13 protein-coding genes are annotated in these 12,202 nt (G+C 69.0%); 7 read left to right on the top strand and 6 right to left on the bottom strand.

Annotated features, from left to right (window positions below; genetic code table 11):
- The first annotated feature begins 463 nt into the window (after nt 1-463).
- Nucleotides 464-625 carry a hypothetical protein gene (locus ACH4XV_RS38865; RefSeq protein WP_395797673.1) on the top strand — a complete coding sequence of 54 codons (162 nt, stop codon included), beginning with the start codon at nt 464-466 and terminating at the stop codon, nt 623-625.
- An 897-nt stretch (nt 626-1,522) separates the two neighbouring features.
- Here the strand turns inward: ACH4XV_RS38865 and ACH4XV_RS38860 are convergent.
- Together ACH4XV_RS38860 and ACH4XV_RS38855 are read right to left on the bottom strand one after the other, a co-directional pair.
- Nucleotides 1,523-1,759 carry a hypothetical protein gene (locus ACH4XV_RS38860; RefSeq protein WP_395797671.1) on the bottom strand — a complete coding sequence of 79 codons (237 nt, stop codon included), beginning with the start codon at nt 1,757-1,759 and terminating at the stop codon, nt 1,523-1,525.
- Nucleotides 1,760-1,989: 230 nt separating this feature from the next.
- A complete protein-coding gene (locus ACH4XV_RS38855; protein WP_395797669.1) occupies nt 1,990-2,184 on the bottom strand; it encodes a helix-turn-helix domain-containing protein in 195 nt (64 codons plus the stop codon).
- A gap of 506 nt (nt 2,185-2,690) precedes the next feature.
- On the opposite strand from ACH4XV_RS38855, the gene ACH4XV_RS38850 reads away from it, so the two are divergent.
- The 5 genes from ACH4XV_RS38850 to ACH4XV_RS38830 all read left to right on the top strand — a co-directional run bounded on the left by ACH4XV_RS38850 (nt 2,691) and on the right by ACH4XV_RS38830 (nt 6,934).
- Entirely contained in the window at nt 2,691-2,867 is a 177-nt protein-coding gene (locus tag ACH4XV_RS38850; protein ID WP_395797667.1) for a hypothetical protein, read from the top strand.
- Nucleotides 2,868-3,274: 407 nt separating this feature from the next.
- Entirely contained in the window at nt 3,275-3,814 is a 540-nt protein-coding gene (locus tag ACH4XV_RS38845) for a hypothetical protein (RefSeq protein WP_395797665.1), read from the top strand.
- A 134-nt stretch (nt 3,815-3,948) separates the two neighbouring features.
- Nucleotides 3,949-5,211: a cytochrome P450 gene (locus tag ACH4XV_RS38840; RefSeq protein WP_395797663.1), complete on the top strand. Its 1,263-nt coding sequence runs from the start codon at nt 3,949-3,951 to the stop codon at nt 5,209-5,211.
- A gap of 48 nt (nt 5,212-5,259) precedes the next feature.
- Nucleotides 5,260-6,207 carry a hypothetical protein gene (locus ACH4XV_RS38835; RefSeq protein ID WP_395797661.1) on the top strand — a complete coding sequence of 316 codons (948 nt, stop codon included), beginning with the start codon at nt 5,260-5,262 and terminating at the stop codon, nt 6,205-6,207.
- A 4-nt stretch (nt 6,208-6,211) separates the two neighbouring features.
- Complete coding sequence (locus ACH4XV_RS38830) at nt 6,212-6,934, top strand: SDR family oxidoreductase (protein ID WP_395797659.1); 723 nt, start codon at nt 6,212-6,214, stop codon at nt 6,932-6,934.
- A 551-nt stretch (nt 6,935-7,485) separates the two neighbouring features.
- Here the strand turns inward: ACH4XV_RS38830 and ACH4XV_RS38825 are convergent.
- The 4 genes from ACH4XV_RS38825 to ACH4XV_RS38810 form a co-directional block, all read right to left on the bottom strand.
- Entirely contained in the window at nt 7,486-8,280 is a 795-nt protein-coding gene (locus tag ACH4XV_RS38825; RefSeq protein ID WP_395797657.1) for a protein-L-isoaspartate O-methyltransferase, read from the bottom strand.
- A gap of 474 nt (nt 8,281-8,754) precedes the next feature.
- The gene (locus ACH4XV_RS38820) at nt 8,755-9,303 is read right to left on the bottom strand and encodes a TetR/AcrR family transcriptional regulator (protein ID WP_395797655.1); all 549 of its coding nucleotides are present in this window, start codon (nt 9,301-9,303) and stop codon (nt 8,755-8,757) included.
- A gap of 26 nt (nt 9,304-9,329) precedes the next feature.
- Entirely contained in the window at nt 9,330-9,800 is a 471-nt protein-coding gene (locus ACH4XV_RS38815; protein ID WP_380004468.1) for a nuclear transport factor 2 family protein, read from the bottom strand.
- 561 nt (nt 9,801-10,361) lie between these two features.
- Nucleotides 10,362-10,895 (bottom strand): hypothetical protein, encoded by a 534-nt coding sequence (locus ACH4XV_RS38810; RefSeq protein WP_395797653.1) that lies wholly within the window; start codon nt 10,893-10,895, stop codon nt 10,362-10,364.
- Between the two features lie 271 nt (nt 10,896-11,166).
- Here ACH4XV_RS38810 and ACH4XV_RS38805 point away from each other — a divergent pair, with 271 nt between their 5' ends.
- A complete protein-coding gene (locus ACH4XV_RS38805) occupies nt 11,167-11,544 on the top strand; it encodes a peptidase inhibitor family I36 protein (protein ID WP_395797651.1) in 378 nt (125 codons plus the stop codon).
- The last annotated feature ends 658 nt before the right edge of the window (nt 11,545-12,202 follow it).

Here is a 12,202-nt window from a genome sequence, read left to right as displayed (position 1 = left end):
GCCCAACTCGAACACGAAGGCGGCGCCCACAACGTCTGCGGGCTTTGCCGGTCGGTGTCGGCGGTTTACGCTTCCGCTACAGGAGGGCCGCCAGTGCCGGGGGAAGACGTAGACCCCGTCCTCGACGCTCAACTGTGTCGAGCCACTGTCCTTGCCGTCCGTGATCAGTTCGGCGATCGGGGCGAAGCGCGCCTCGGAGATCTGCTGGGACCGGACGGTGATCCTGTCCATGAGTGTTCCCGCGAGACCGGGGCCGGTGACCGTCCCGACGAAGCGGTAGACCACGTTACGAACCGGTTGACCGGGGAGGAGCAGATACGGGGCGATGACGATGAAGTCGCCGCCGGTGATGCGCCGCATCACCGTCTCGCGCTCCAGCCACATGGTCTCCCCGGGAGGGATCGGGACCGACAGACGGTCACTGAACGTCTCGTCCCGCCGCCATTCCTGACCGTAGGAGGAGGTGACGGACACGTCGATCACCGAGAACAGGGACGCCTCCACCGTCGAGGACACGGAGAAGTTCTTGCTGGTCCCCACGGTGACCTCGCCGCCGATATCCCGCGTGATCGTCTGGGAGGTGGCGTTGCGCACGGCCGGCCCCACCGCGATCGGCGGGGCGTAGCCGAACGACTGGCGCTCCGAACGGGCGACGACGTACTCGCGCCCCGAGTCCTGCTGAGCCTGCAGAAAAACACCGAACGTCTCCGCCTTCGCCGGGTCGGAAAGGTCGAACGTGGGCAGTTCGTGCAACCGTGTGGGGTCGACGTCCCTGGTGCGCAACCGATGGTCGACCTGGGTGGTGTTCGCTTGCTGTTCGAGAAGCGCCATCGAGATCTCCCATGGATTCGAGCAGTCCTCGGACGTTGCCGCGGACAGGTCGGGTACAGCGTGTCCACCACAGGCCTGCGCACGGGATCCGTTCGCGGGAATCTGCCTCGAATCGTTCACAACTGTCCGGATCTCCCCACCACATGCCCGCCCCCACGGCCTGCGACGAAGCCCTCGCCATCACTGACACGATTCCTGTCACCGCCCATGACGCCCTCACGTCGCCCGACGGGCGTTCTCGCGTTCGAGGGTCGCCGAGGAGGTGTGAGCGACCCGTTCACCGCCCGGTTGAGACCACGATCACCCCGGACAAGAGGCCGCCGGACTCCCCCTCGACCACGCTTGCCCTCCGGCTCGTCCGGTGGCGGCGGTGGTCGTCGGCTCGGAGAGTGGCTCCCACGACTTGAGCAAGCGTGCGGCGGCCTCGAAACTCCCCCGGAGCAAGGGCGAAAGGAGAACGAGAAGGGCAAGAAGAAGCAGGACGACGACTGACGGGTCGTCCCGGTCGCCCGGATGCCGGTTCGCCCCCGGGTCGACGGGTCGTGTCCTCCGCCTGTTCGAGGACGGAGGGCACGACCCTGCGGCATCGGAGCAGTCGTCGAGCCGTGGCTTCGGGGCTTCCGACCGGCAACTGCGGACGCCACCGCGTGCGCGGTCTCCTCCTTCGACGCGTCCCCCTCACGTCGCACGATCAGCCGCAGCCCTCGTAGACCATGTCGGCGTACTCGCGGGCCAGCAGGTCGCCCCAGCCTTCCTGAATGGCGTGGTAGTAGGCGGCGGTGTACTCGGCATCGCACCTGCGGGGTTTGCCCCCGTAGTGGGATACCCCCGAGGTCGTCGAGCTTGCGGCCATGGCCGAGTCGACACCGACGGACAGTGCGGCGGCGGCCAGGACACCGACGCAAACGATGCGGGACAGACGCTTCATCAGTACACGTTCCTTCCATTGACGATCGAGCGATCACCGAACGGACGTGCTCAGGGAGGCCCGTAACCAACCGAGATCGTGCCCTCGCGGCACGCACCGTCGACTCGGGACGCACCGAGAGTATCGACGGTCGGGGGCAGTGTGACGGGTCACATCATGACCTGTCACGGAACGTGCACGAGCGTGGTGCGGCCCGGGCATCGAAATGTACGCACGCGCCGAAGTCTCGTTCAGCGCAACGCAGTTCGCCTCCCCGCCCGGTATCGCCCCGGCATCGACCCGATGGTGTTCGTCACCGCCGCGATGAAGCCGCTCGGGTCGGCCCAGCCGCAGGCATGGGCGGTTCGGGTGGTGCCGTGGCCCTCGGCCGGCAGTACAAGTGCGCGGTGGACGCGTAGTCGGGTGCGCCACTCGTGAAAGCTCATGCCGAGTTCGTTGGACAGAAGTCGGCCGGGGGTGCGGGAACCGGCCCCGACGGCCCTGCCCGGTTCGGCCAACGGGGCGTTGTTCGCCGCGTCTTCGGACAGGACCCGCCGGAGACGGGTACGGGCGGCCGGTCGTAGTCCCGCGCGGCGGCGGGTTCGGTCAGGGCCGGGACCACCTCGCGGGTGAGTGCCGACATCAGGAACACGGCGGACCGGTCCGGGATGCGCCGGGCCACGGACGGTGCCGGGAAGATGATCCGCATCTGACGGACGTCCGGCACCGCCTCGACCGACCGGTCGGGTCCGTTGCCCCCGTCGAGAACCCGTTCGCCGGTCGAGATCATCCGTTCAGGCCGCTCGTGTCCATGGCAACTTGATCGTCCCCGCCGGCGGCCTTGAGACATCCCCGCTGGTGTGAAGTCCCAAGAGATGTCGGGCACGGAAGTCCGGTGACATGTTGGACGGTCCGAGCACATCCTTGACAGCGTCGTGTCGTTGAGCCAAACGTGGGTGAGAAGCGGGATGAGAACGCTGTCGACGACCGCCGCCGGCTGACCGAGCACCGGCATCGGGCGGTCATGCCGGTGAAGGGCGGCGATCCGGTGGCCCGGCAGGCGGGAGCCTCCCGGCAATCCGTGTACGCCTGGACCGCGCGGGACGACGGATGGATGAAAGGCGGCTGACGCCGCTTTCGGTCCGTGCGGCCGGGAAACTTCCGACCACTGCACAGCAAGGCAGGACCGAGAGCTTCCGGACCCCTCCGGCAGCGTGTCTGATACAACGTCGAACGAGGCCGGGCCACACGACGAACACCGCCCTCAGCCGACACTCCCACGGCCACTTGCCCGTCGTTTCCAGCCGGCACCGCCACCGAGCGCCTTGTGCCACCGCCGGACCCGGGCGGTCTCACGTACCGAACACTGGTCTCTTCCTTGCTGATGCCGGGCCTCCCCCATGGGACTGATCACTCCGGCGAAGCAGGAGCACGTACTCGAGCAGGACAGCAGCAGCGGGAACATATGGCCGAATGGACACTGGCAGGCCATCCGGGGCTTTGAGACGCTCCCAATCTCATGAAGGAGGCTCGTCAATGAGGCGGAACTCTGTCATCAGCGCGTTGAGCGTCCTGGCGTTGGCCGCAGCACCGATCATGGCCGCGCCGACGGCCCAGGCGACCGTGGGAGACGTCCTGTGCACGGTGCCGAGCAACGACTCCTCCACGTATTCGCCACCGCTCAGCCTCACACCTGCCGGCACCACCGTGACGATCACTCGCGATCTGAACACGTGCACGTCCCTGAGCGTGCCCACCATCAACTCTGCCCCCGTCACGGTCCACAGCGTCACCATCCCGTCCTACTCGTGCCTGACCCTCCTCAACACCGCGCCGACGACCATCAGCTTCACCTGGAACACGGGGGCGACCACCGTCGTCAGCGGAACCCGCACCGTCAACCTCGCCGCCGCCGCGCTCACCACCACGGTCACCGGCACCGTGACCTCCGGCCTGTTCACCGGCGACACCGTCGTCTACCAACTCGTCGCACCCTCAACCGACGTCCTCGCCTGCACACTCGGCCTCGGAACCGTGTCCAGGATCGACAGCATCGCCACCCTTACCATCGACTGAGCCGGACTCGCCGGGTCCACCGTGCCGAGCAACGGCTCCGCTCCGACGTTCCCCACAGTGCGAGCCCGCGCTGCCGACGCCCGCCCGCCACCATCGGGCCGGGGACTCGACGCGCACCAGGACAGGACCGCGTCATGCATTCGGAGGACCCCAGTAGGCCGGAGCGGCGCCCCGACCCGCGTTGCCCGGTCCACCACCTACCCGACGACCCGGGTTCGATGGACAACCCCTATCCACTGCTGGAACGGCTGCGCCTCTCGGGTCCGGTAACGCGGGTGCGCCTTTACCGACGCTTCAACGTGTGGTGGACCACCACACACTCCGCCGCCGTGGCCGCGTTGAACGCCCCGGAACTCGGCAGCGACCAACGGAACGTACATCCCGACCTGGCCCCGCACATCTCGCCGATGCGGGTCGGGCTGATCGACAAGGACCCCCCGGACCACACCCGTCTCCGTGCCGCCGCGCTGCGCGCCTTCTCAGGACGCGCACTGCCCGAGTTCGACCGGCGCGCGAGGGAACTCTGTGCGGAACTCGTCGACGGGCTCACCCCGGAGCGGCCCACAGACCTCCTTTCCGTCCTGATCCGGCCGCTGGTCGACCACACCGTCGCCGAACTCCTCGGCCTGCCACACCGGACCAACGAGACGCTTCGGTCCCAGGCGGAGAACCTGGTCCGGCCGCTGGACGGGGACGCCGTCAGGGCCGGGATCGCCGAGGCGCGCGTAACGCTCCAGCGTCATATTCGGGCTGCCGCTCGTCCTGCGTCCGGTGACGCGAGACGCCGAGGCCCCCGCCCGCAGTGCGACGTGCTCTCGGACGAAACGGCGGAGGATTGGCCGCCCGCGACATCCGAGGAGTGGACGGACGTGGTCCTGCAGATGTACGTGGCGGGCCGCCAGAGCACAGCCGACTTCCTCGGCACCCTGCTCCTCGGTGTCCTCGCCATGGACGGGTGGGCGGGTCTGTGCCGCGACCCGGCTATTCGGCGTTCCGCCATCCAGGAGTATCTGCGGCTTGATGGTCCGATCGTGCGCGGGGTATGGCGGTTCGCCCGTACCGACTTGACCTTGGCCGGCACCCCGATAGCCGCCGGTGACATCGTGATCGTCTCGCTCGCTCTCGCCGACCGCGACCCGGCCGTCTTCCGCGGCCCGACCCGCGCGGATTGGCTGCGCAGCCCCAACCGGCATGTGCAGTTCGGCCTGGGCGCCCACCGCTGCATCGGAGCACCGCTCGTGCACAGCCTGGGCGACGCGCTCCTCAACGCCCTCGCCGGACGCTTTCCGAACGCCCGCCTGGCGGAGAGCACGGCAGCCCCGCCTCGCGCGCGGCCTCGCGTCTTCCGAGGCCCGGACCGAGTGCCTGCGATCCTCGACCCGCCGCATCCCCGCTAGCCGGCACCGGCCGGCACCACAGCCGCCCTCGATCTGCCGGAGGACCGCATGAAGCGCGTGGACATCGCCTGGCCCGGCCTGGGCGCCGCAGTCACCGCCACCCTCGCGGAGGACCTCAACCCCGAACTTGCCCTGGTCTGGTGGGACATGCTCCCGTATCGCAGCGTCCAAAGCCACGCCGTCGTGGCCGACGGCCACTTCTACCACTTGGCACCGAGTGTCGAACCCGTCCACGCTCCCCACACCAATCCGGAGGACCGCAGCCGGGCTCCCGACGGGAGCATCTATCTCTCCCGGCTCCAACACCTCCTCATCAAGTACGCGCCGCTCCTCGAACCCACCGTCTGCGCCCGCGTCGCCCAGGTCTCCGAGGAAGACCTGCCGACGCTTCGTCAGGTGGCCGAGCAGTGTTGGGAGGCGGTCTACCACACCAAACAGATAGTCGAGACGCGCGTATCCCGGCACGGAAAGCCAGACGCGCCGTGGCATCTCCCGCGCCAGCCGGAGATAGCCGATCCCGAGGCCCAAGCCCTGATGGACGACCTGCATGCGCACACCGCCCGCATCTGGCTCACCCCGCCCCGCGACCTGCTGGACCTGCACACGGGCCGCATCCCGCTGGGCAGCCGAGGCCAGTACTTCTCCACCCTCGTCTACGTGAACGGGGAGTTGCGCCTGCTCGGCTCCACCACTCTCAACCCCTTGGTTGCCGCCACGTTCGATCCGCAGGTGACCGTTGGGTCGCTGCGAGCGATGCTGCCGCGCCTAACGGTGATGCAAGCGGACTTCCTCGGGCACTGCGGATTCCACAACCTGCACGCGTTCCTGCACCGTGCCTACCGGATCCTGCCGGCCATCCGCTCCAAGGAGGAATTCCGGTCGCTGGCCGCGGCGCTCGCCCTGTACGTCAACTGCCAACGCCGCTGGGCCCTGCACTACTTCCCCTGGCATCACGGCGAAAGCCACCGCTTCGTCCCGGCTGCCCCGGACCGCTGAAGTCATGGACCTCGGACTCGCCGGACGCTGCTACATCGTCACCGCAGGCACGTCCGGACTGGGCTTCGCAGCCGCCCAGGCCCTCGTCGCCGAGGGCGCCAACGTCGTGATCTGCTCCCGCGATCAGCACCGCGTCCACGAAGCCGTCGCCCGCCTCGCCGCACCGCAACGCACCGCTGGACTGGCCGCGGACCTCCTGGATGCGCAGACTCCGAACCTGCTCGTCCACACCGCCATCCACGCCTTCGGGCGTGTCGACGGCTCGCTGCTGGGCACCGGAGGCAGCGTACGTGGAACCGTCCTCGGCGCCACCGATGCCGCCTGGCGCGACCACTTCGAGCTTCTGTTCCTGAGCATGGTGCGGTGCGCCCGGACGGTCGCCCCCGTGCTCCCCGAGCACGGGGCCATCGCTTTCCTGCTCTCGACCTCGGCCCGCATCCCGCTGCCCGGGTTCGCTCTGTCCACCGGCCTTCGACCGGGCCTCGCCATGGCCGCCAAGAGCCTGGCAGCGGAACTCGGCCCACGCGGCATACGCGTGCTGTCCCTTCTGCCCGGACGCTTTCCCACCGACGGCGCCCCACTCGAACCTCACGAAACTCCACGGAACATCGCGCTGCGCCGATTCGGCCGGCCGGAAGAGTTCGGCCGCCTCGCCGCCTTCTGCCTCTCACCCGCCGCCGGCTACCTGACAGGCAGCAGCGTCGTCATCGACGGGGGCAAGTTGTGAGGCATGCCGGAACCGCACCCCGCACGGGTGGTACACCGACTTCGAAGGACAGACTCACGACCCAGTTCCTTGTCTCTCGTCTTGCGGCCTGCGCGGGCCGTCCTGGGACGGGCCGGCAGACAACCCGGGCACAGGCGTTGCATCGGCTTGCCCGCGCGGCAGTTCCCCGGATCGCATGGCAGTTCGCCCGTGCCTACCCATGGGCGCGGTGCCTCGCTTCACCTCGGCCGCCCACATGGCTGTGGTTCCCGTGACCCTGGCTCGCGACTCGCGGCTCGCGGCTCGCGATCAGCCGGTCGGCGCTGTGGAACGTGCGCCGACGGACCGTGCCGCCACAGACGGCACAATCCGCCGGCTGACGGTTCCGCATCACCCGCGTCGCCAAAGCCCCCTTGCGTTCCGCTGCGACTCAGGCGCGCCGGCGTCGGGTCAGGATGACTGCGGCACCGCCCAGTGCGCCGAACACGGCGGCGGATCCGGCCAACGCACCCAGTGGTGCCGGGGCGCCGGTGGACGCCAGGTGGCCGGTGTCGGGCCCGGTGCCCGGTCCGTTACCCGCCCCTGATCCGGGCCCGGTCCCGGGTCCCGGCGGCGGTACCCACGAGGATTCCGACGGCGTCGGGTGTGCGGTCGTCGGCGTCGCGTTCGGAGATCGGGTCGGACGCGTCCACGTGGGATGCCCTGACGGCGGCCGCGTCGACGAGGTGGGAGGGATCGGCGTCCTGCTCGGCCACGTCAGCGTGTCTGAGGTGCTCAATTTCTTCGGTGTTCGTCTGAAGGACGTTCGGACGACGACCATCGGCAAAGCCCGCCGCGGCCACCGAGGCAACCGTGCCGCCGGCACTCGCCACGCCGGGCCACCCCTCGGGAAGGTCGATCGTCGGCGGCGCGGCACGTTGCGCGCACAGCTTCGTGAACGACAGCGCCATCGTGAACGGACCACTCGCCCGCGTCGACGACTCCACGACCAGGCTCAGGGCCGCGTCGTGGGGGCCGTAGTCGGTGCCCCAGGGCAGGGGGAAAATTGTGTCGGGGGCGGCTTGTTCGAGCCAGGTCGCGGGGATGTGGCGGACTCCGGCGGTGACGTGGATGCGGTCGCAGGCGGCGCCGGTGGGGTGGCCGTGGGGGCCGTCGCCGGTGATCACGGTGACGTTCGGGTATCCGGCGCGGGTGAGGTTCTTGCGGGCCTGGTCGGCGAGGTGTTCGTCGACCTCGACGGTGGTCACCGTGCAGCCGCGGGCGGCCAGGAGGGCGGCGGTCCAGCCGGTTCCGGTGCCGCTGTCGAGGACGCGTTCGCCGCCGTGGATGTCGAGGTACAGGAGCATGTCGGCGACGGCGGAGGGCATCGATGCCGACGACGCCACCGGGCCCGGGGTGGGCCCGGTGTGGCGGCCGTTGGCCGGCGTAGGTGAACGGCGACACGCGGTCCGGGGCGAACAGCGCGCGGTCGACGGTACGGAACGCCCGCTCCCAGCCCGGCGGCATGCGGTCCATCGACACCGACAGGTCCGCGATCGAGGCCGGTTCCACCGCTCGGTCGTCCTTCCGGCGGCGCGCAGGACCCGAGCGACGTTCGAGCGCGGTACGCCGACACGGCCCCGGCGACCCACCCGCCCGGTACGACGACGAGCAGCGGGCACGTGCGCCCGGTCCTCGTTGTCGTCCCGACCGCTGAGGCGCTGCGGCTGCCAGACGGCGCTTTCCACGGGGCGGTGACGCCGGCTACCCGACCCACCCGACCCACCGGTACGCGCCGTGACTCCGGCCGGCGTCCGGCACGCGGAACCCGGGGCCGTCGTCGCCGAACCGCCGGTGTCGGGTCATCGTGCGGTGAGGACGTGCGCCCACGGCTCGTCGATGTCGGCCAGGCCCAGCACGGCGACCACGTTGTCGAGCATTCCGGCGCCGAACCAGTGCCGCACGGCGTCGTCCTCGCCCAGGAGCTGCCGAACGGTGGCGACCTGTTTGGCGTAGCACCGGCGTACGGCCTGCCCCACGAGCGGCTCGCCGGCGGCGCAGTTCGCGTGCATGAGGAAACGCAGGATGCTCCGGTCCGCGACGAGCGCGGCGTAGGCGCCACGCGCCGCGCCCAGCGCCTCCTCCGGCTCCGGCCCGGCCCCACCTGATGCCGGGGCGTGGGCGACCAGCGTGTCGGTCATGACGACCGACACGTGGTCGACCACCGCCGCGAACAGGGCTTCCTTGTTGGGGTACAGGCGGTACAGGTACGGCTGGGAGACGCCGGCCCATTCGGCGATCTCGTGCGTCGTCGTCCCGTAGAACCCCTTTTGCGCGAAGCAGTCGACCGCGGCGGCCATGATGGCCCGGCGTCGTTCGTCGCTCTTGGTGCTGGTACCGGCGGCAGGCATGGGCGTCAGTCCAACATGGCTTGGGGTCAGGTGCCAAACGTGACGCTGCGGTCGGAGGCGGCCGGCACCTCGGAGGGTGTGAGGGCCTCGATCGCGACCAGGGGGTTCCAGTAGTCCAGGTAGTGGGTGATGCGTGCGTCGTCGTCGGTGCGGACGACCGAGATGCAGGTCTGCTCGTACGGCTTGCCGGTGGGCAGCGCCGTGCCCGTCGAGCGGAATTCCGCGACCACGAGACTCGGATCGACCGTGTCGTGGAACACAAGGTCGACGAACCTGACGTCGAAGGTCTCGGGGAAGCCGCGCATGTGGGCGAGCAGGGCGTCTCGCCCGATGACCTGCTTCGGCACGCCGTCCGGGGCGTACGGGAACTCGAGTACCGCGTCCGGGGCGAACAGCTTCACCCACTCCTCGGTGTCTCCCGCGGCGGTGAGGCGCAGGTGCTCGGCCACGGCGTGCTGGGCAGCGGCGCGGCGGGCGTCGTCTTCCGTGCGTGTCATGCTCGCTCCTATATTAGTGGTCGACCGATAACCTACTACGTCCGCGATCGGTGTGGGTAGTTGGTGTGAATGGTCAGCCTGCCGACACCGGTCTCACGCCTCGTTCATCACCCTGCGGCAGCCGATTGGTCGCCTCACGTCGGCCGGCGACGCGAGAATCCGAACCACCGCTACAGGCCCTCCGTCGACTCCCGTCGCCGACGACCGACCGCTGCCATGACACCGACCATTCACAGTGCGTTCCGGTCCGTCTGGCAGGGCATTCTCACCATGCGGCCGGCCGATCCCTGGGTGTCGTCCCGCCCACCCGGCCGAGACGAGATCACCGACTCCCCTACGCACGAAGACAGATCCCGATTTCGCAGCCACGCGCCCCAAGGACCGTCCGATGAGAAACCCGCCGGACGACAACACGAGACCACCACCGGGCCCGCTCCGCAGCCCCATCGCCGCACCCAACGCGCCGACCCGACACCGAGACCTCCAGGCGTGGCGAGCCCCGCCTCGAACCACCAGAACAGTCCCGGCGGGAGCACCGGATGCCCCCTGCGACCGTCACGCTCACAGACTCTGCGTCCGTCGAAGGCACGGACCTGGTCCCGGCGGGGCCACCCGCCCGTCGTCCCCGTCGGCGGGAAGGTCTCGGGGCGTATCTCGCGCGCCGGCCTGGTGTGTTGCGCGCCCGGCCGGCGCACCCGGCCGATGTTCCGGATCCGGCTGCACCGCGGCCGCAAGGGCGACCCGAAGGGCGTCCGCGAGAAGGACTTCGCCGAGCCGTTGGACTCCGCGCACCGGGAGCTCGGCGGTCCGATCGCCGACCACGGTCACCCACGCGTCGAAGGCGCGATGCTCGACCAGGGCCTGGAGGTAGTGCACGGTCACGGCGACGGCCGCCGGGTCGTCGCCCGGGCGCGGGCCGGTGGTGGGGATGAACGTGGTGTGCCGCTGGGTCCGCGCCTTGACCGCGACACGATCACACTGCTCGGCGACGAACGCGCGGGCCGCGTCCGGGTCGCACGTGAGCAACGCGTCGGGCACGGTGAACCCCACCCGGGCTGCGGACGGCAACTGTGCCGGCCTCAACTTCGCGGCCACCGCAGGAATCGCGCCACCGCCTGGCCCGCGCGAGCTGCCACGGCGGGCTGGGCCGGATCCGGCAAGCGTACCGCGAGGGCCAAGAATGACGGTCGGCTCGAATATGGAAACACCGCATGATCGTGAACCGGCAAGATCAGCATTCCGGATTTCACGGAAATCGCGACAGAACCAGAAAAGGCCATCAGACGCGTAGCGCATTCACTCGGTCACCCATATGCTGAACTCCTCCTTGCACTCGGCAAGGTTGACTCCACCCCGGAGGGTAGCAATGAACATTCGGAAGTCCGCGGCGGCCTCTGCCGCCTTAGTGATCGCCGGTCTTGCATTCGCCGGACTGTCGGCAAGCCCTGCCGCCGCGTCTCCGGAACAGTGCAGCAGCAACCGCTTCTGCCTGTACGAAGACGAGAATTTCCAGGCGGTTTTCGCCGGTTTCACCAGGAACCAAAGCCAACTGTCCGACCGGGACCTCGACGACAAGACCACCGCGATCATCAACAACACGGATGACGCATGGTGCGTATATTCCGACGTCTCGTACACGGGCTCGCGGCGTGAAATCGGGCCCCGCCAGGTCGTTTCGTCCTTGCTGGCCTACGAGTGGCAGTTCAACGACGTCATCAGCTCCATCTCGCGTGGCGGTTGCTGACCTGCCCCTGCCGAGACCCCGAAATGGTGGTGCCCTGCCTGCTCGCACGAGCGGACAGGGCACCATCGTGCCATGGCCGCCCGGGAACGCATCCACACGATCCGCCACATGTGAAGCCGCACCGGCCCTCCGACCGTCGAACGTGTTCATCGTCCCCGACGAGTCGTGGATAATCAGCCCGGCCGAGTGGAGTGCTCCGCGGCGGAAGAAATCGGCGCAACGCCAAGAAAAGCGTCATCACCAATTCCTTTCCCTGGGTACGCACGCATAAGGAAAAGAAGGAAGCGATGACACTTTTTCTTTTTACGAGATCCCAACGACCATTGGCGCACCGCCTTCTTTCCGAATATCACTCGTCCGACGGGTCGGGAACTCCGCCGGGTTGCCGCTGGAATCTTCACCGTCTGCACGGCGCCGCATCAAGTCGGTCCAGCTGATTCAAACTCGCCCTCAGCCCTGATGGCACACTCGAGAAACAAGTTCGAGGCGCCGCAGGCGGTCCGGCACAAATGGCTGTTCCGGCGCGAGCCGGTGCCGACCAGGGCGTCGTCGCGGATCGGGGAGACGAAGTGGGAAATCGTACTGCGCGCACGTTCACTCCCACGCCCGAGCAACCCCTTTCTCCAACCCGAGTGCCTCTCCGGACACCGGGGGTTTC

Source organism: Embleya sp. NPDC020630, from assembly GCF_044334985.1.
Classification (GTDB): Bacteria; Actinomycetota; Actinomycetes; order Streptomycetales; family Streptomycetaceae; genus Embleya.
The sequence above is the reverse complement of the archived record's forward strand: the minus strand, read 5'-3'. Positions and strand labels throughout refer to the sequence as shown.

What these genes read in the sequence shown, in the direction of transcription:
- ACH4XV_RS38860 (WP_395797671.1), bottom strand. Translation starts at nt 1,759, where the DNA reads ATGAAGCGTCTGTCCCGCATCGTTTGCGTCGGTGTCCTGGCCGCCGCC.
- ACH4XV_RS38855 (WP_395797669.1), bottom strand. Translation starts at nt 2,184, where the DNA reads ATGAGCTTTCACGAGTGGCGCACCCGACTACGCGTCCACCGCGCACTT.
- ACH4XV_RS38845 (WP_395797665.1), top strand. Translation starts at nt 3,275, where the DNA reads ATGAGGCGGAACTCTGTCATCAGCGCGTTGAGCGTCCTGGCGTTGGCC.
- ACH4XV_RS38840 (WP_395797663.1), top strand. Translation starts at nt 3,949, where the DNA reads ATGCATTCGGAGGACCCCAGTAGGCCGGAGCGGCGCCCCGACCCGCGT.
- ACH4XV_RS38835 (WP_395797661.1), top strand. Translation starts at nt 5,260, where the DNA reads ATGAAGCGCGTGGACATCGCCTGGCCCGGCCTGGGCGCCGCAGTCACC.
- ACH4XV_RS38830 (WP_395797659.1), top strand. Translation starts at nt 6,212, where the DNA reads ATGGACCTCGGACTCGCCGGACGCTGCTACATCGTCACCGCAGGCACG.
- ACH4XV_RS38825 (WP_395797657.1), bottom strand. Translation starts at nt 8,280, where the DNA reads ATGCCCTCCGCCGTCGCCGACATGCTCCTGTACCTCGACATCCACGGC.
- ACH4XV_RS38820 (WP_395797655.1), bottom strand. Translation starts at nt 9,303, where the DNA reads ATGCCTGCCGCCGGTACCAGCACCAAGAGCGACGAACGACGCCGGGCC.
- ACH4XV_RS38815 (WP_380004468.1), bottom strand. Translation starts at nt 9,800, where the DNA reads ATGACACGCACGGAAGACGACGCCCGCCGCGCCGCTGCCCAGCACGCC.
- ACH4XV_RS38805 (WP_395797651.1), top strand. Translation starts at nt 11,167, where the DNA reads ATGAACATTCGGAAGTCCGCGGCGGCCTCTGCCGCCTTAGTGATCGCC.